This is a genomic window from Burkholderia sp. AcTa6-5 (assembly GCF_017815075.1).
GTDB classification, from domain to species: Bacteria; Pseudomonadota; Gammaproteobacteria; order Burkholderiales; family Burkholderiaceae; genus Burkholderia; species Burkholderia sola.
The window spans coordinates 78933-97000 of record NZ_JAGIQE010000020.1 but is presented as its reverse complement, the minus strand read 5'-3'; the positions used below and the strand labels follow the sequence as shown (position 1 = coordinate 97000).

Genomic DNA, 18068 nt, shown 5'->3' with positions numbered 1-18068 from the left:
ACATCGGACGGGTGGAACCCGTTCGTCCACGTCTGCCTGCTGCTTCATTCTTGGTCGTTCGCGCACGAAACGCAAGGCGCATGTCGCGCATTCCGCTCCGTGCGTTTCGTCTTAGCCGCCGTGCCGCTGTCGGGCCGCGAGCGTGCCGAGCGTCTCCAGCGCGCGCTCGACCGCCGGTGTCCACGGCCGCCCGTAATTGAGTCGCAAATAGCGGCGGAAGCCGCCGGTCGTGGAGAAGATCGGTCCGGGTGCAATGCTCACGCCGTTCTCCATCGCATCGTCGAACAGGTGCATCGCATCCATGTGCGGCGGCAGTTCAATCCATAGAAAATATCCGCCGCGTGGCGCGAACACTTCGGTGTCAGCCGGAAAGTACGCGCGTACGGCCGACAGCATCTGCGCCTGGTGCGCGGCGAGATTGCGGCGCAGCTTGCGCAGGAAGCGGTCGTATGCGCCGTCGCGCAGGTAGCTCGAAATCGCCATCTGCGCGGGTACGTCGGCGGCCGGCGCGCTCGCGCCTTTGGCCTTGCGGATCTGCCGGACGAAGCGGCCTGCCGCGACCCAGCCGATCCGGAATCCGGGCGCGAGACATTTCGAGAACGATCCGCAATGCAGGACGAGCCCGCTGTCGTCATACAGTTTCGCGGGGCGCGTGGGCGCCGTGCCGAACTGCAATTCGCCATACACGTCGTCCTCGATCAGCGGCACGCCGCGGGACGCGAGCAGGTCGATCAGCGCGCGCTTGCGCTCGTCGGTCAGCGTCGCGCCGGTCGGGTTGTGGAACGACGTCATGAACCAGCACGCGCGCACCGGATGCGTGTCGAGCGCCTCGGCGAGCGCGTCGAGGTCGAGGCCCGTGCGCGGGTCGACCGGAATCTCGACCGCTTTCAGATGCAGGCTCTGAACGGCCTGCAGCACCGCGTGGAAGGCCGGCCGTTCGATCGCGACGATGTCGCCCGGGCGCGTCAGCGCCTGCAGGCTGAGCGTCAGCGCTTCGGTCGCGCCTGTCGTGATGACGATTTCCTCGAGCGGCAGCGACGCGCCCGCGTTCAGGTAGCGCAACGCGATCTGACGGCGCAGCGCTTCGTTGCCGGGCGGCAAGCCTTCGAGCAGTTTCGTGCGGTCCATGTGGCGCGCGGCCGACGCGACCTGGCGCCACAGGCTGCTCATCGGGAACAGCGAATAGCTCGCGAATGCCGAGCCGAGCGGCACGATGTCGTCGCATTTGAGCGAGTCGAGCAGACGGAACAGCGCATCGTCGTCGCCGGGTTGCGCGGCGTCGTTTTGCGCGGCGCCCGGCTTGCGCGGCGGATCGCGCGCGAACCGCACGTGCTTGTCCGCGACGTTCGCAACGAAATAGCCGGAGCGCGCCCGCGCGACGATCAGGCCCTCGCTTTCGAGCGCGTAGTACGCACGAAACACCGTGGAAGGACTCACGCGATGCGCGCGGCATGCGGCCCGCACGGTGGGGATGCGCGCGCCGGGCGCCAGATCGCCGCGCCGGATCGCGTCGGCGATCGTCTGTGCCAGCACCGCATAGCGCTTCATGCGCGTTCTCCCGGCCATCGACCTCGATGACAAAGAGTAGTACGGCAGCCGTCACGTGCAAGCGCGCCCCACATCGCTGATCCGTATGTTTTATCGGCGCTCTGATCCTGTTCTTTCGTCTGACAAACGGGCATCCTCTCGCAAGCTTTGTTCCCGCTGTCCGACCGATACGGAATTCACGCTGCCCGACCGCGAATCCGTGACGCCCGCGCGTGTCGCGCGAGTCATTTTCTGCGGCGTCCTTACCTTACCCGGAAGTATCCAGCGTGACATTGAAGACCCTCGTCGCGGGCCTCGCGGCCGGCATTGCCCTCAATCTGTTCAGCGGCGTGGCCGCCGCAGCCTGCGTCAACAATCCCGCCGCCCAGCCGAACGCGACGTTCCCCGCCGCGCTGACCGGCAAACTCGTCTATCACAGCTACGTCAAGTACGGCGACGGCACGAGCCAGTTGTTCCTCTACGATTTCTCGGCCCGTACGCTGACGCAACTCAGCAAGAGCGCGTGGGGCATCACCGATCCGATGAACGGCGTGTTCAGCCCCGACGGCAAGTGGCTCGCGTTCATGGGCATCCGCAACGGCGCATGGAACGTGTTCATGCTGCAGCTCGGCGCCGGCACGCCGCCCGTCAACATGACGAACAGCACGGGCGCCACGCGCAACGAAGACCCGAAGTTCAGCACGGACGGCAAGACGCTCGTGTTCAAGCAGAACGGCGACATCAAGCAGGCGACGCTGTCGTACACGAGCGCGGGCCCGGTGTTCACGTCGGTCGTGAGCCTGACGAACGCGCCGGCCGGCGCCGAATACTCGATGCCGTTCCTCGCGCCGGACGCGAGCGCCGTGTACTACGCGACCGGCACCGGCTCGAACATGGGGCTGATGAAGCGCACGATCGCGACCGGCGCGACCGCCGTGTTCGATCGTCCGGCCGGGCTGCAGACGTACTACCCGACCGTGCGCGCGGACGGCATGGTGTACTACGCGCGCTGGAAGGACAGCGGCGGGGCCGACCAGATCTATGCGAAGACGGCGGACCCGGCCTCGACGCCGAGCGCGCTGGCGCTCAACGACTGCATGAGCAACAACTCGGACCCGGCGCCCGTCAGTGATACGAACTATCTGTTCTTCTCGTCGACGACGGCCGGTGGTTATCAGCTCTACGTCGGCGACGTGACGACCGGCCAGCGCTGGAGCCTGTCGCAGTTCGGCGTGAATGCCGATGCGACGAAGGCGAAGCTCGGCGCGAACTACTACGGCGGCGCGGCCGCGGCACGCACGCTGCTGTCGCAGGGGCGGCCGGCCGCGGCGTCGGCAAGCTACAACGCATCGCTCACGCCGGACAAGGCATTCGACGGCAACACGACGAGCACGCGCTGGGATTCGCCGGAAGGCACTGGCGTCGATCCGCAATGGATCTCCGTCGATCTCGGCGCGACGAAGACCATCAGCAGCATCGATCTGTATTGGGATGCGGGCGCACTCGTCTACCAGATCCAGACGTCGAACGACAATGCGAACTGGACGACGATCTATTCGACGAGCAATGGCGTGTCGTATGGTCACGTCACGCTGCCGAACCTGAACGGGCACGGCCGTTACGTACGGATGGTTGGCACGAAGCGGGCGACGCAATGGGGGTATTCGCTCGATGAAATGCAGGTGTGGGGATCGTAAGCACTGGCGAAGCGAAAGAGAAAGCGGACCGCATGCCGTCGAACCAGTTCGCCGAGCCGGACGGCGGCCTGAGCAGCACATGCAGGTGCGGGGCCGCCAACGAGACGGTACGGCGTCGACACATCAGCCGGGCGGCGACTCGTCGGTCGCGTCCGACGCGGTCCGTCCGTTGTAAAGCGCGTCGAGCTGTCGGAAAAATCGCGCGTCGCCGAACCGCACGCGGGCCGCGCGGCGAGCGGAGGCGCCGATCGCTTCGCGCGCGCGCGGATCACCGGCAAGCCGTGCGAGCAGCGAGATGGCTTCGTCGGCAGTATCGAACAGTTCGCCCGTGCGGGCCGGATCGACGACGTCGACATTGCCGGCACAGCGCGTCGCGACGACGGGAAGACCGCATGCCATGGCCTCGATCACCGCGATCGGCATGCCTTCCCACGACGACGTCGACAGATAAATGTCGGCGCTGGCCAGCTGCGTCGCGACGGCGTCGTGCGCGAGCCAGCCGGTGACGCGCACGCCGGCCGCCGCGAGCCGAAGCCTGAGGGCCGGCTCGCCGTCGCCGATCCACGTGAAATGGACGCGCGAGCCCCGCATGCGCCTCGCGATGTCGGCGAACAGGCCCGGATTTTTTTGTGGGCGGATGCCGCCGACCGTCACGATCTCGCACGCGTCGGTCGCGGCGCGGCGATGTAACGGTGCCGCCCGATAGCCGCTTGCGTTCTCCAGCAGTTCGACCGGCTGCATGAGGCACGACCGGATCGCGTGTTGCTCGCTGGCCGAGCACGCAACGTACAGGCAGCGCCTGACCGACGCGATGCGCTCGAGCATCACGAAAAGATGCCGCGTTGCCACCGACAGATCGCGGCGCATGAACGCGATGCAATGGGGGCTGTAAAGCAATCGCGTCTCGCCAAGCGCGCCCAGTGCGGCGATACGGCCGAGAAATCCCGCGCGGGACGAGTGCAGATGGACGACGTCCGGTTGCAGTCGGATGAGCATGCGCCGCAACGTCACGATCGACGTCAGGTCGCGCATGCTCGCCATTTGCACGCGGTGCAGCGCCACGCGCCGGTCGAACAGCGCGTGCAGTGCGGCGGGCGTCTCCGCGCGGCGCGAGTAGATGACATGCACGTCGTGTCCTCGCGAGGCGAAGCGGTTCGCGATCAGCCGGACGATCGATAGCGTGCCGGTCGCGCTCGACTCGACGATCTGGACGATTTTCATTCGAATTCCATCATGAGATCGTGGTACAGATTGAACAGGTTCGATGTGAGGTACGCGTGGACGTCCCCCCGAAACAGCAACGGCTGGTTGTCGAGATTCTTTGCGAAGCCGTATGCACCATAGCCGAGCGCGCCGCACAGCACGAACGCCTTGAACGGTCCACGGCGGATCTGCGACACGATGAGCGACAGCGTCATCAGCGCGATCACGAAGAAATAGATATAGACGCGCTCGTAGACCTTCGTCATGTGCCGGGTGGCGACGAGCGCGACCGCCGCAACGGTGAGTGCGAGCAGGTAACGCTGCGTGGTGTCGATCGTTCGACGATCCGCCGCCGCCGGCCGCGGCCGGTTGCATTGCCACAATGCCCAGCACAGCGCGTAGAGCATGCATGCGAAAAGCGTCACGTTGAGCGTGTTGCCGCTTTCCCACGACGTGTACAGGCCGATCTTGCCGGACAAATACGAATCCGCCTTGTCGGGCGAGACAAGCGCGCTCCAGTCGCGGCCCGACGCGACTATCGCGAGCACGCCCGCCGCCACCCCGACAGGTGCTGTCGGGCGCCCGACGCTGCACAGCAGCACGTACGGCACGGCGACCGCCAGCGCGGGAAGATGTGCGAGGCCGGCCAACGTCGCGTGGCAGGCGGCCGCCACCCGGCCACGCGACGATATCATCAGAAAAATGAACGGCAGCGCCATCGCCTGTCGAATCAGGTTCGCGTACGTGCCGAAAAACGACGAAGCCGACAGGAACAGCAGCACGAAGAGCGGCAGCGCCCGATATCCGGCTTGCCACACGGCGATCAGCAGCAGCCCGAAGTAAACGTCGAACAGCGCGAGAAATGCGCGATCGTTGATGCCGAACAGCGTCGCCGCGGCGTGAAGCGACGCGAACGACAGCAGCTCTGGCTGTTTGGCGAGGAACAGGCCGACGCCGAATGCGCGCATGTCGGCCATGAAGCCGAGATACTGCGGCTTGTCGTTGCCGAGCGTCGGTATCGGCAGCTTCAGCGCCACGAGCGGGCCGAGAACGACGAGCGCCGCGACGCACAGTACGGCGACCGCCGGCCGGGCCGGGTCCCGATCGCAGCCGACGAGCGTCAGAATCAGCAAGTAGCCGGAGAACGCCCAGAACGGCAACCACAGCACCGCGATACATGCGCCGGCCGTCCATGCGAGCACGACGGCGTTGAACGTCGACGCCGTACCGTGCCTCATTGCCTGCTCCGGCGCGCGGCGGATGATTGGAGCCATTCGGCGACGCCGGACGCATCGATGACCGTGGGCCAGGCCATATGCCGAAGACGCGCGGGGTCGTTCGGCTGAATCGAAGGGAGAGACGCGGGCAGATCGTCGAATATCGCATTGCCTGCCATATGGCAGCGGATGCCAAGCAACCGCGACAGCGTGGCGTGGGTCGCCGAACCGTTGCAGAGAATGCGCTTGCCGAGCGCCGCGTACTCGAGCAGTTTGGTCGGCGTCTGATAGCAGTGCGGACGATGTGTCGGGAAATAGCACACGGCATAGTCCGAGCGCGCGACCACACAAAGCGCGTCGCGCTGGGGCAAGCGGCCGGCGAACGTAATGCCCGAAACGTTCGCGAACCGGGCGCGGATGCGCGGATCCGGTTCGCCGACGAGCACGAGCGTGTCCGCGGGCGAGCGACGGTACTGTTGATACGCGCGCAGGACGTCGTCGAAGCGGCGCTCGACGCTCATCTCGCCGATATAGCAGAAGCGGCCGGCAGGTCCCGCGGGAATCGGTTCGTGCGCGAGCGCGAAGATCCAGTCCGGGACGCCCATCGGCAACAGACATGCCGGCGCGCCATCGCGAAACGCGAGCGTGTCGCGGAGTCGTTCGTTCTGAAAGATGCGCAGATCAGGCGTGGGCTGCCGATGGCGCTTGATCCAGTCCTTCACCAGCGCCAGCCGGCCGATCGACAACGATCGGTAATCGTGAATCACGAGGCGGGCGCGCAGCGCGCGCGGATAGAAGCCCATGATGCACCAGAGGATCCAGTCGCCCGGCGCGGCGAGCCGCGCGTGATCGTCGGGACATCCGGATGCGACCTTGAAGCCGCGTGCGGTGAAGTACATGGTGTACGCATCGATTTCCGGGTAGTGCGCACGGCCCGGATGCAGGATGTAGATTTTCATCGTGCCGATTCCCGATGCACGATCACGCGTGCGGGTACGCCGATCGCGACGCCGCCGTCCGGAACGTCACAAACGACCACCGCGCCGGCGCCGATTTTCGCGCCGCTGCCGATCCGGACATGGCCGAGCACAATGCTGTTCGCGCCGAATTCGACGTCGTCGCCGACGATCGGCACACCGCTCGTCGACCCGTCCGCGCGCAGCGTATTGCCGATCGTGACGCCGTGCCTGAGCACACAGCGCTCGCCGATCACGCAGAATCCGTTGACGACGAGCCCCGTGCCGTGAAAGAGCGTGAGGCCGCGGCCGATGCGGGTCTTGACCGGGATCTCGACGCCCATCAGCCAGTCGCACAGCACGACGTAAAGCGCGATGAGCGGCGCACCGGCGATACGAGTCGCGGTGTTGCGGCATGCAAGATAATGCGCGACCCGGAAGAACAGGACGATGCAGCGCGTCTTGACGAAGCGATTCCGGCGGTACTCGTCGACCATGGTGCCGACGGTGGTGCGAAGCGTGGTCGACATGTCATCAATCCAGCGAAAGAATGCGGCGTGCGGCCTGTGCCGGAATGGCGCGGGCGCCGAAATAATCGACGCCGTCGATCAGGAATGCATGGATGTAGCGCAGCAGCCGATCGCGATCGAACGATCGGTAGAAGCAGCGCCCGAGCGGCACGACGCGCTTGCCGTACAACATCGCTTCGAGACCGACGGTCGAGTTGATCGTGACGACGAGGCGGGCGTACTTCACGAGGTCGACGGTTTTCGAGGTCGCGACATAAAAACCGTGACGTCGTTTCAGGTCGAGCACGGCATCGACCAGGGCCGCATTGCGTTCGGCCGGATGCACCTTGACGATCAGCGCCGCATCCGCATGGGCGGCGTAACGCAGCGCAATGTCGATTGCCTCCAGATTGTCCACCTCCGAATGCAGTTTCAGCTGCGTATCGTCCGACACCTGAAGCGGGAGGAACACGTAGCGCCGCGCGGCGAGTTCGTCGGCGTCCGGCGCGATGGTATGTCTGGCGTCGACCGTTGCCGGACGCGTGGCGATCGCGTCCGGGGCGTTGCGCCCGACGCCGCGCGTGGCCAGTTTCATGCCGTAGTTCACCGTGGATTGCAGGATTGCGTGCAGTGAGGTGCCCGCTTGCGGCAGCGGGCGAGCCTTGTCGCGCTCGTAGCGCGCGAGCCAGTCGCGATGCTGGTGTTCGTCCGGAAGCGGGAGATGGTCGAGTGCTGACGGGCAGCGTGCGATCGACGAACGGGCGTTGACGCCGAGCGTATCGGCGAACAGCTTGTCGGGCAAGTTCGAGATCTCGAGGAATTTCATCGGCACGCGGCGTTCGGCACAGACGTGGGCGATCGCCCGGCACACGAGTTGCTGACCATTCCACATCACGCATTGCGCGATACGTTCGGTCGCGAGCAGCGTGGCGATGGTTCTGACGATGCCGGCCGATTCGCGCCCCGCGCGTTCGGAAGAAACCCGGCCGTTGAGTACTTCGATCGCATCGTCGCAGCGCCAGTCCGAGTCGTCGGCGAGGGCGACGGTCCGGCGATCCGAACGCAGGTAAACGGAACGGAAACCGGCTCGCAGAATCAGAAAATGCGCGAGCGGTTCGCTGGTGGCGAACGCGATCGGGAATTCGTCGCGCGCCGCCGCGGCAAGCCGGATCATGAAGCGATAGCGCTGCATCGAATCCACTACGAGCAGTCTCATTGTTGTCCTCCGTCGGGAATCGTTGCGTATCGGTGCGTCAGTGCGATGCCGAGCGCCATCATCGCGGTGCCGGAAAGCGAGAACAGGCTCAGGCTCGAGGCGAGCGACAACGCATGCCGGTGGGCGACCAGCAGCGTGCAGATCAACACGGCGCCGCACGAAAGCTGAAACAGAAAATCCGCGCGCTGCGCGCGAACGGCGAGAAATATTTGCGATAACGGCACGTAGACGATCTGCAGCGCGAATAGGGGAATGAGGCGGAACTGAAGATCCGCCGCGGGCAGCCATGATTCTCCGATGCACCGCAGGACGAGCGGGCGGAACAGGGTGGCTGCGCCCAATGCATAGAACAGCGCGATCGCGAACAGCACGCGGGCGTGGCGCACGTAGGCCATGCGCAACGTGCGACCGGCATCGGCGCACGCGATCGCGGCAAGCGCGTCGCGGCGAAAGACCTGTCCGAGTGCGGCGCCGATCAATGAAACGGGAAAGAAACCGAACCGCCAGGCCGCGGCGAATTGGCCGGCTTCCTCCGCCGAAAACCACATCGGAACCGTGATCGACATTACATGGGTCAGCACGGCCGCGCACAGCGTGGCGGGCAGGATATAGGTGGGGAAGCGGCGATGCGTGCGGAAGAATCCCGTGTCGATACGAAACGGATAACCGCACCGCCGGCCATGCCGGAAAATCGCCGCCAGCATGACGAATGCGACCAGAATGCCCGTCAGCACGTAGAGGTCGAACGGATCGGGCCGTGTATCAAGGTCAGCTTTCGGCAGTGCGAACAACGCGACGACAGCCAGCGCATTGACGGCGATCTTCGCCGCGGCTATCCACGCATAACCGCGCAGGCTGCCGAGATATCCGTTCGCCGCGAGCTGCAGGTTGACTGTCAGCGCGAACGCGATCAGCGCCGCGGATGCGGGATATCCGGCAACGTACGACATCGCGAACCAGCAGCCCGCGACGCAGGCGGCGAATGCGACGAGGGTCACGAGCGCTTCGAACGAGCGCCGCGGATCGTGGCTCAGGCATGCAAGATCGTAGCGTAGCGTCAGCAACGTACCGGCGAGCGTGCCGGTTGCCAGCTGGAAGTTGAATGCTCCGAGGACGTCCGGGCCATAATTGCGCGCGACGTACGTGAGGTACGCGAAAAACGCGGCCTGTGCGACGACCGAGCCCGCGATGGAAATCGCCGATTCCCGGAACTGCGATCCGGTTGCCGTGGTGGCGGCCGATACCACGGCGCCGATGCGGGAAGGGGCGCGAGATGTCATGACTTCGGTTCGCGGTATCGGGCGCGTGCGGCGCGAACGTGCGGGGCGGGCGTGACGTCGGGCCGCTTGTGCGGCATGCGCGGGTGGACGCCGTTCAGGACGATGCCGCCGATGTTCGCGCCGCTCGACGTCAATCGGTCGACCGCGTCTTCCAGTTGATTCAGCGTCGTGCGCCCGGCGTGCGCGACGAGCAGCGTCGTGTCCGCGACGCTGGCGAGTGCCGCGGCATCCGGTGCGGTGAGCGCCGGGCCGCATGCGATCAGCACGGCGTCGTAGTCGCGTGCGAATGCCGCGATGCGCTGCCAGACCGGCCGGCTCGTCAACCGGTCGGCCGCATGACCGCCGGTCGTGCCCGCCGTCAGCAAGTCGATGCCGTTCACGACGTCGCGAATCACGATATCCGTCGGCATGCGGCCATCGGCGGCGATCTCCGACAGTCCGGGCGCACGGCCATGACCGCACGCGCGGCTCAGGCCGCCGCTGCGTATGTCGCCGTCGAGCACCAGCACACGGGCCGCCACCGCCGCGTAGATCCGTGCGAGACGCATGACGACGAAGCGCGCGCCGGCGCGTTCGGCGGCGTCGGTCACGGCGACGATGCGATGCCCCGGCCCAGGGCGGAGATGCTCGAGCATTACGCGCAACGCGCGCAGGCTGTCGATCGCCGGATCGTCGTCGCGCTCGATCGCACGGCATGCCGGTGCATGTCCGGCGGCGCCCGCGAACGCTGGCGCGCACGCACTGAACGGCACGCTGACCAGCACGCGGACACCGACGCGATGCTCGATCGCCCGCGGGTCGGTCACGCCGCGGCGCAGCAGCGCGCCGGCGATCGTGCCCGCGCAGCCCGCGACGAGGCCAAACAGCGCCGATGCGATGACGATCAGCTTCTTTCTCGGACCGATCGGCTCCTCGGGTACGTCCGCGACATCGACGACGCGTACGTTGCCGATTTTGCCCGCGCGCACCAGCTGGAGCTGCTGAATATTGTTCAGCAGTGCGGTGTAGAGGTTGGTATTGACATTGACGTCGAGCATGCGGCGCAGCACCTGCTGCTGAAGATCGGGCAGGCGCCGGATTTTTTCCTCGGCCCGCCTTCGATCGCGATCGAGAACCGAGAGTTGGCGATCGATGGCGAGTACGTCAGCATGACCGGGCGCGTAGCGCGACAACAGCGTTTCGCGGCGTTGCCGGAGCTCGATCAGGCGCGACGCGTCGTCGGCCGCGTGGATCAGCGCGATCCTCGCTTCCTCGGCGAGATCGACGCTTCCCTGCTGGTTGCGCAGCGCGGTAAGGCGCGCTTCGGATTCGGTCAGTTGTGCTTTCAGGAACGGCTCCTGCCGCTCGAGGAACGACAGCGAGCGGGCCGCCTCGAGCGCCCGCTGCTCGGTGTTCAGCGCGACATACTGGCGACCGATCTCGTTCAGTATTCGCGTGACGAGCACCGGATCGGTGCCGCGCAGCGTCACGAAGATGACATCCGATTGCTTGACCTTTTCCCAGGCGTTCAAATCGGCGCGCAGCCGTTCGATGGTGCGGGTGCGCGAATGGCGCGCCAGCATGAAGCGGGCACCGGCGCGCGCATCGAGCGAGGCGACGTGCAGCACGATCTCGCCGCCCTGAACCGGAAATCGTTCAGATCGCCCGATCCGCCCGTGGACGGGTGCGGGCAGCCCGGGGCCGGCGACCCGATAGCGATCCGCACCGAGCCGCGTCAGGGTGAAGCGCTGGTCGAGATACGCGTGCGGTATGTCGAACCCGGCGACGTCGATGCGTTCCTGCGCCCATGTGTAGCCGCCGTAACCGAACATGCCCGGCTCGGACAGGCCGGCAGTCTGTCGCGCGATCCATTCGCCGACGAGCGGGAAGCGTTCCGGCCGCGCGTCGATGAACAGGTTCAGCGCATCCACCGTGCGGGACAGGACGAGGCGGGAGGCCAGAATCTGGGTTTCGGCCGCCGCGGTCGATTTGACGTCGAACAGTGTGTAGATTTCGCCCAGCAGGCCGCGCGCGGCCCCCGCCTCGCTGCTGTCGACGATCTGGACGAGAATTTCCGCCTGATAGACCGACGGTGCGACGACGATGTAGGCCGCGCCGGCCAATAGCGACGCGCATAGCGTGGCCGCGATCGTCCGTCTGTGGTCGAACAGCATTTCGAGTGTCGCGACGAATCGCGTGCCATCGGAAAACCGCTCCCGGGCGCCACGGCCGTCGCGCGTTTCGGTCATCGTCGCGCTCCCAGTTGGGCGACCGGCCGGCGCGTCGTGCGATACGAATCAGGTAAGCGCTTCATTTGGTTGCGATCGCTGCCGTCAATCCCGCGTTGATCGCTGGCATCAACAGGCTCAGCACGCGATTGATCCGGACGAGGCCGCCGCCGTCGACGTAGACGATGTCCTGCGGTTCGAGCTCGAACTGATTCGCGAGTACCAGTGCGACCGGCGACGTCGCGTCGAGTCGATAGATGTCCGGCGTCGCGCGCGACGAGCCGCGGATGACGTACAGCTGCGCGGCATCCGCGGTCGACTGGTTCATGCTGCCGGCCTGAGCGAGCGCATCGCTGAGCGTGAGCCGGCCGTTGCGGGACGGCACGGCCCGCCCCGGCTTGTTGACCTCGCCCAATACAAATACCGCGGCATCGTCGCGCGACGCAATGCGCAGCCGATCGCCGTTCTGCATCGCGATGCGAGCCGGATCGAGTTCGGGGCGCGCCGCGGCGGACAAATCGAGCCGCACCTCATTGCCGTCGCGGACGATGAAGATGCGGCTCTGATCGGCCTGCGCTGAAAAGCCGCCGGCGCGGCCGATCGCATCGTGCAGCGTCATGCGCGTATCGTTCAGCGCATACGAACCGGGCTCGCGAACTTCGCCTTCGACATAGATGCGCTTTGACCGGAACGACGCGACGCGCACCGTGACTTGCGGATTGCGGAACCATTGCGCGAGCCGTCCGGCGAGCAGCGCGCGAATGTCGCCGACCGTTCGTCCCGCCACGTGCAGTGTGCCGGCATAAGGAAACTGCAGCGTGCCGTCGGGATCGACGACGAAGCCGCCGGGAGCGTCGGCGGGGCGTGCCGGCGCCGACGAGTGGGGGCCGAATGCCTGCGCGAGTTCCGGATGATCCCATACGACGATTTGCAGCACGTCGCCGTCGCCGATCCGGTAGCCGGCGTCCGAGGCGGCCAGCAGGCGCGCGGCGTCCGACGCGGCGCGCCGGCTGTCGCGCCGCGTGGCGCGAATCAGTTCCGCGCCGATGTCATGAACGGCAACGGGAACAGGCGTGGGCGCGTTCGCCGGCACGTGATCGCGCGATGTGGCCGAAGCGTCCGGGGTGGCGGCGTTCGCCGCGATCGTCGGCGGCAACTGCATGCGCATGCCCGGCGCGGCGATACATCCCGCCAGCACGGCGCTCGTGACCGACAGCGCGATCGAGCGGTACGGCAGTCGGTTCTTGCTTGCGGGCGACGCCATCAATATGCACCCGTGCCGCGAACTACCACACCTACGGTCTTGAACAGAATGTGCAGATCGCCGCCCATCGACCACGTGCGCACGTAGCGCACGTCGAGCGCGACGCGCGATGCGTAGCCGATGTCGTTGCGACCGCTGATTTGCCACAGGCCCGTCATGCCGGGCCGCACGGCGAGGTAGTACGCAATGTCCGAACCGTAGCGCGACAGCTCCGCGCTGACGACCGGGCGCGGGCCGACGAGGCTCATGTCGCCGCGTATGACGTTGATGAGTTGCGGCAGCTCGTCGAGACTCGTGCGTCGCAGGATGCGTCCGGCCGCCGTGATGCGGGTGTCGCGTTTCAGCTTGAATTCGCGCGCCCATTCGGCGCGTGCCTGGGGATCGGTTTCCAGCAGCCTTTTAAGGTGCCGCTCCGCATCCGGCCTCATCGTGCGAAATTTCAGGCACCGGAAGGGGCGCCCGCGGAGCCCGATCCGCACGTGAGCGTACAGGCACGGGCCGCCATCGAGCCGGACCGCAATCGCAATGACGGCAAGCGCGGGCGAGAGCAGTACGACGAGGACGGTCGCGGCGATCCGGTCGAATACGAGTTTTGCGATGCCGCCCACGTGCGACGCGCGCTGGACGCGCGCCGCGTTCGTCGCGATGGCGCGGCCGCGATTCGTCGACGATGTGATCGGCGTGCGGTGCTGACCAGTGTCGAAGCCGGCGAGAGCGAGCGCACGTATGGTAAGCAGGCCGATACAGGTGGCCAGTGTCCAGCACGCGAACCACGCCGACGGCAGCGTACGTTCGTGATTCAGCGCGAGCAGTAGCGCGACGCAGCAGCCTTGCACGACGCCCCATGCGACGACGGTACTGCTTAGCAGTCGCGCGGCGGACCGTCGCCGATCGTGCGTGTAAAGTCCGAACGCGGGAAAGACCGACAGCGAGAATGCCGCCGCGAGCGCGACTGGCATGCCGTCGACCCACGCGTCGGTTTCCGCGTCGATGCCGACGGCGACGGGCGCGACGGCGCCGGAAACGATCATCGACAGATCGACGATGCGTGGCATGACGGAAGGGCGAGAACGGATCGGGTCCATCGGTTGTGCTCCTGCAGGAAGTGCGCTCCGATCACCGGGTAACCGCGACCCTGTCTGCCGCGTGAAGCAACGTCGAGCATGGCGGGTCGCGGCAATCGCGTTGGAGATCGATACGGCGCGGGCCGGCGCCGGGCAAACGGCGCCGGGCATTCGCGAATCGGCCGGACAGCGATCGATCGCGATCGACGCGGAACCGGACCGATCGGCGTTTCGGCGCTTACCGGACGGCGGAATCGACGGGCGCGCGCGTCGTGTGCCGATACTCGGTTGGTGACATCTCGAGGTACTGGCGAAAGATCCTTGCCATCTGGTTTCCGCGGCTGAAGCCGGTGCGCCGGGCGATCTTGTCTGCCGGAAGGTCGCTATGCGTGAGCATCTGGCAGGCTTCGTCGAGGCGGACGCGTCGGACGAATTCCGACGGCACGACGCCAATTTCTTGCTTGAAGCGCCGCACGAAATTCCGCTCGCTCATCCGGGCGACCGCCGCGGCCTCCGCGATCGAGATGCGCCTAGTGTGGTTTTCTCGCAGCCAGCTCGCGGACCGATGGATCCGGCGGCTGACGTTCGCATCGCGCGTTGCCGCGCTGCCGCGGTCCATGATCGTGGGCAGTGTGCCGATGCATGCATCGCGTTTTCCGCTGTCGGCGTCGTGGGCGGCCAGCGCGTTGCCTGCCGCATGGAAAGCCGGGCCGGTTGGGGGCGCGACGTCGCATGTATTGTCGGCGGCGTCGGGCGTACCGAGCAGGGTGACGGGCGGACGCGGCCGGCCCGGCATGCAGGCGTCGTCCACGGGTTCGAACGCGACGATGCACGTGAGGTGCTTGGCCTGAGTCGACAACCGTTGCGTCCATACCGGTATGCCGGACGATGAGCGTACCGGGCCGCCCGTCGTCGAGAGCATCACGAATTCATACTCCGTCGGCCGGCCGGCCGACGCAGGGTCCTCGGCGTCGAGCCGCAACAGTGTCAGACAGAACCCCTCGACCTGTGTCAGCGAAAAGCCTTCGCGCAAAAACGCACCAACCCCGGCGCGCTGTCCGGTCATGTCCGCCTCGCTTGGACTGCCGTCCGGAACGTAGTGATGGCCGGCAACGACATCGTCGATCATGTCGCCATTCCTCTCTAGTTAGAATTCGAGCCGATCATATTCGGCGTGCATGGAAACGCAATGGCTGCTTATCGTTTTGTCGGTTTCGGGTACGAAGATGGCGGATTTTGTTTTGTAACGGTAGTATTTTTTTATTTGTGGTCCTATATAACTTAATCGTCGCATATACTTAATAGATGAATTATCTCGAAATTGACGCACGCCAATTTTCATTTCATGAGCGGGGTCGCGTTGAAATGCCGGATAAAGTCATTGCGGGATGAAATGGTGCATGGCGGAATTTGTCGCGTGCACGGCTGCTCGTCGTTGGCCGACGGGCCGTGTGCCAGAAATTCGGGCGTCGGGCAATGATCCGGCTCGCATTTTCGTCAATCTGGTAATCGAGAGAGCCGGCGAACGATTCGACAGCAGCACGGCATTCGCTCGCCACGTATTTTTCTCCGGGCGGGTCGAACGATGAGTGGACGGGTGTTCGGCGCCGGTTGCGCCAGTCTTGTGGCCGTTAACAGTGGATGAATTTAATTTTGGCGGAAACCAAATATCGATTTCGAACTTGTCTCATATTGTCCGATGGATCGAATCGGTAATCATCATGTGGCGTGGAATATCGTCGGTGCGTCGCTTGATTGGCGGCGCGAATTTGGGCCACTACGGGGATAGTCGAACGATCATGAACCAGCATCCATCTCGTGGGGCACGCCGCGCCGTGTGCGTGACCATCGTCGCGGCAACGTCGTTTTTCGTTTCGTCCATTCCGGCCGCCGCGCCGCGCGGGCCGCTCCCGGGCGGATGCGAGCCCGCGCTCCGCCAGTACGGCGATCCCGCCGAACTGCAGCGCGGACAACGGCGCGCGTTTCTGACGAGCCCGGTGCAGTCAACGGGTTTCTTGGCACCGCGGGATGCCGCGTTGACGATTCAGGTCACGTATTGCGGGCCGCCACCCGAACGGCCGCCGGAAGTATGGATCGAGTCGGTCGCGAGCCACGATGACCCGGCCGTCACGAGACAGCGGTACGTGCTTCGTACCGGGCTGAATACCGTTACCGTCGAGCGCGGCGGCGTGATTTACTTCGTCGCGCGCAGTTGGCCCGGCGCGGGCCACGTCGCGGTCCGGCTGGTTGGCGGCGGGCGTCCGATCGCCCGATTCGTGCTCGGGCGGGATCGGGTGATCGACTGGCCGGCGATACTGAACCGCGCGTCGGGCGAAGCCTACGCGGAACTCGTGGGAAGGAGCATGATCGTGACGATGCCGTTCGCGCTGGTGCGGGATCATGTCGCCGATCCGGAGCGCTTGCTCAACCGCTGGGATCAGATCGTTTCGCTCGCGGAGCAGCAATACGGTCTGGTGCGCGGCAACGTGTACCCGGGAAGCGCTACGCCGTTTCGTCATCACTTCGTCACGCTGCCGGACGCGGCGACAGGCAACGCGTCGGCGATGGATTACTGGCTCGGCGTGCGTACGAGCGATGCACGGGCCATGTTGAACGTCGACGAGCTGGTGCGCGATGGCTGGACACCATGGTTGCAACTGGGCGTCCATTATCGGATGCCGGCAATGTCGTGGAGCGGACAGCAGGACGCGGCGAGCCTGCTGACGCCGCTGTATGTGCAGCGCGCGCTCGGCCAGCCGTCGAAGTTCGTGGTCGAACGCGTGTGGGACAAGGTGCGTGCGCATCTGGACGGTTCGCAGGGCGATTACGATGCGCTGCGCGATCCGCTCGTGCGCGCGGCGATGCTGTGGCAACTCGATCTTGCGTTCGGGCAGGATTTTCACGCGCGGCTGGCGCAGCGTTACCGGTTGTTCGCCGCGGCTGAATTGCCGGTGAGCGACCAGCAGAAGCGTCGGACGTTCGTCGTTGAAGCGAGCCGCGTGGCGGGACGCGACCTGTTGCCGTTCTTCGACAAATGGCGTTTGCGCGTCGATGCGAAGACACGCGCGGACGTCGCGGCGTTGCAGCTCGCTTTCCTCGACAAGCCCGTCTGGGACAACCGGGACGATGCCGTGTCGCACACCTACACGCTTGCCGAACAGGCGCCGGCGGGACGCATCGTGATGCCGCGGGCCGTGATCGGCGGCCGCGGTTTTACCGTCGATGCGGAAGTCTCCAACGCGAACGGCCGTCCGCTTCAATATAAGTGGGATATTCCGTCCGGCTTTCGCGCATCGGCGGCGGCGGGCCCGCGCGTCATGCTGACCGCGCCCGTCGATGCGCTGCCCGGCGCGCTCGCGCCGATTCGCGTGACCGTCACCGACGGCCGTGCCGCGACGACGCTGGGCGGCTCGATCCAGATCATCGGCGACGGCAGTCCGCTGTATGACGCGATGATGATCGGTGCATTCGGCAATGGCGTTCTACGGCAGTGGAGCGGCAATCGGCGCGGCACGGCAGGCGACCTGTACGTGTATTCGAATCCGTACCGGGTCACGCGCGACTACTTTCGGTTGATTGCTCCGGAATACGGCCATTTCCCGATCGATGCGACGAGCAACGCAGCGTGGCGCTACCTCGGCAGCTATTACGGAGAATCGTATTCGCCGTCGCGTGCGTTCGATCTGACGGTGCTCGCGAAGCAGCGCAAGGCGGCAATGCGCACATGGAGCGACTCGCGAGCCGGCGTGATCGGCGACATATACGGCTACGACAATCCGTATCGCAGTACCCGCGATTACTTCAAGCTCCTGAATGCCCGTTTCGGCTACTTCCCGGTCGACTGGACGAGCAACGCGGACTGGCAATATCTCGGCAGCTACGATGGCAGCTGGTATCGCCGGTAGATCGGCCGGGCAGACGCAGCATG

The 18068-nt window shown here is 65.7% G+C and carries 12 protein-coding genes; 2 read left to right on the top strand and 10 right to left on the bottom strand.

What is annotated here, in order from left to right; translation table 11 throughout:
- Window positions 1–111: 111 nt before the first annotated feature.
- Window positions 112–1548: a PLP-dependent aminotransferase family protein gene (locus J8I33_RS24580; protein ID WP_124594752.1), complete on the bottom strand. Its 1437-nt coding sequence runs from the start codon at window positions 1546–1548 to the stop codon at window positions 112–114.
- 266 nt (window positions 1549–1814) lie between these two features.
- Here J8I33_RS24580 and J8I33_RS24575 point away from each other — a divergent pair, with 266 nt between their 5' ends.
- A complete protein-coding gene (locus J8I33_RS24575; protein WP_209939326.1) occupies window positions 1815–3224 on the top strand; it encodes a discoidin domain-containing protein in 1410 nt (469 codons plus the stop codon).
- Window positions 3225–3347: 123 nt separating this feature from the next.
- Here J8I33_RS24575 and J8I33_RS24570 read toward each other — a convergent pair whose 3' ends face one another.
- From J8I33_RS24570 to J8I33_RS24530, 9 genes are all read right to left on the bottom strand, one after another.
- Window positions 3348–4445: a glycosyltransferase gene (locus J8I33_RS24570; protein ID WP_209939340.1), complete on the bottom strand. Its 1098-nt coding sequence runs from the start codon at window positions 4443–4445 to the stop codon at window positions 3348–3350.
- Window positions 4442–5665: an EpsG family protein gene (locus J8I33_RS24565; RefSeq protein WP_209939325.1), complete on the bottom strand. Its 1224-nt coding sequence runs from the start codon at window positions 5663–5665 to the stop codon at window positions 4442–4444. The genes J8I33_RS24570 and J8I33_RS24565 overlap by 4 nt, the downstream gene beginning before the upstream one ends.
- A complete protein-coding gene (locus J8I33_RS24560) occupies window positions 5662–6603 on the bottom strand; it encodes a glycosyltransferase family 1 protein (RefSeq protein ID WP_209939324.1) in 942 nt (313 codons plus the stop codon). The genes J8I33_RS24565 and J8I33_RS24560 overlap by 4 nt, the downstream gene beginning before the upstream one ends.
- Window positions 6600–7130, bottom strand: coding sequence for a DapH/DapD/GlmU-related protein (locus tag J8I33_RS24555; RefSeq protein ID WP_209939323.1), 531 nt, complete (start codon window positions 7128–7130; stop codon window positions 6600–6602). Before J8I33_RS24555 ends, J8I33_RS24560 begins: the two co-directional genes overlap by 4 nt.
- A gap of 4 nt (window positions 7131–7134) precedes the next feature.
- Window positions 7135–8484, bottom strand: a complete 1350-nt coding sequence (locus J8I33_RS24550) for a capsular biosynthesis protein (RefSeq protein WP_348636024.1) — start codon at window positions 8482–8484, stop codon at window positions 7135–7137.
- A 1117-nt stretch (window positions 8485–9601) separates the two neighbouring features.
- Window positions 9602–11833: a GNVR domain-containing protein gene (locus J8I33_RS24545; RefSeq protein ID WP_209939322.1), complete on the bottom strand. Its 2232-nt coding sequence runs from the start codon at window positions 11831–11833 to the stop codon at window positions 9602–9604.
- A 61-nt stretch (window positions 11834–11894) separates the two neighbouring features.
- On the bottom strand, window positions 11895–12980 hold the full coding sequence (locus tag J8I33_RS24540) for a polysaccharide biosynthesis/export family protein (protein WP_209939338.1): 1086 nt from the start codon (window positions 12978–12980) through the stop codon (window positions 11895–11897).
- 95 nt (window positions 12981–13075) lie between these two features.
- Complete coding sequence (locus tag J8I33_RS24535; RefSeq protein ID WP_209939337.1) at window positions 13076–14107, bottom strand: sugar transferase; 1032 nt, start codon at window positions 14105–14107, stop codon at window positions 13076–13078.
- A 271-nt stretch (window positions 14108–14378) separates the two neighbouring features.
- Window positions 14379–15269: an AraC family transcriptional regulator gene (locus tag J8I33_RS24530; RefSeq protein ID WP_209939321.1), complete on the bottom strand. Its 891-nt coding sequence runs from the start codon at window positions 15267–15269 to the stop codon at window positions 14379–14381.
- 670 nt (window positions 15270–15939) lie between these two features.
- On the opposite strand from J8I33_RS24530, the gene J8I33_RS24525 reads away from it, so the two are divergent.
- A complete protein-coding gene (locus tag J8I33_RS24525) occupies window positions 15940–18045 on the top strand; it encodes a M60 family metallopeptidase (protein ID WP_209939320.1) in 2106 nt (701 codons plus the stop codon).
- The last annotated feature ends 23 nt before the right edge of the window (window positions 18046–18068 follow it).

Excerpts from the sequence above, each read along its gene's own strand:
- J8I33_RS24555 (WP_209939323.1), bottom strand. The coding sequence starts at position 7,130 with ATGTCGACCACGCTTCGCACCACCGTCGGCACCATGGTCGACGAGTAC.
- J8I33_RS24560 (WP_209939324.1), bottom strand. The coding sequence starts at position 6,603 with ATGAAAATCTACATCCTGCATCCGGGCCGTGCGCACTACCCGGAAATC.
- J8I33_RS24580 (WP_124594752.1), bottom strand. The coding sequence starts at position 1,548 with ATGAAGCGCTATGCGGTGCTGGCACAGACGATCGCCGACGCGATCCGG.
- J8I33_RS24530 (WP_209939321.1), bottom strand. The coding sequence starts at position 15,269 with ATGATCGACGATGTCGTTGCCGGCCATCACTACGTTCCGGACGGCAGT.
- J8I33_RS24545 (WP_209939322.1), bottom strand. The coding sequence starts at position 11,833 with ATGACCGAAACGCGCGACGGCCGTGGCGCCCGGGAGCGGTTTTCCGAT.
- J8I33_RS24570 (WP_209939340.1), bottom strand. The coding sequence starts at position 4,445 with ATGAAAATCGTCCAGATCGTCGAGTCGAGCGCGACCGGCACGCTATCG.
- J8I33_RS24535 (WP_209939337.1), bottom strand. The coding sequence starts at position 14,107 with ATGATCGTTTCCGGCGCCGTCGCGCCCGTCGCCGTCGGCATCGACGCG.
- J8I33_RS24525 (WP_209939320.1), top strand. The coding sequence starts at position 15,940 with ATGAACCAGCATCCATCTCGTGGGGCACGCCGCGCCGTGTGCGTGACC.
- J8I33_RS24540 (WP_209939338.1), bottom strand. The coding sequence starts at position 12,980 with ATGCGCATGCAGTTGCCGCCGACGATCGCGGCGAACGCCGCCACCCCG.
- J8I33_RS24565 (WP_209939325.1), bottom strand. The coding sequence starts at position 5,665 with ATGAGGCACGGTACGGCGTCGACGTTCAACGCCGTCGTGCTCGCATGG.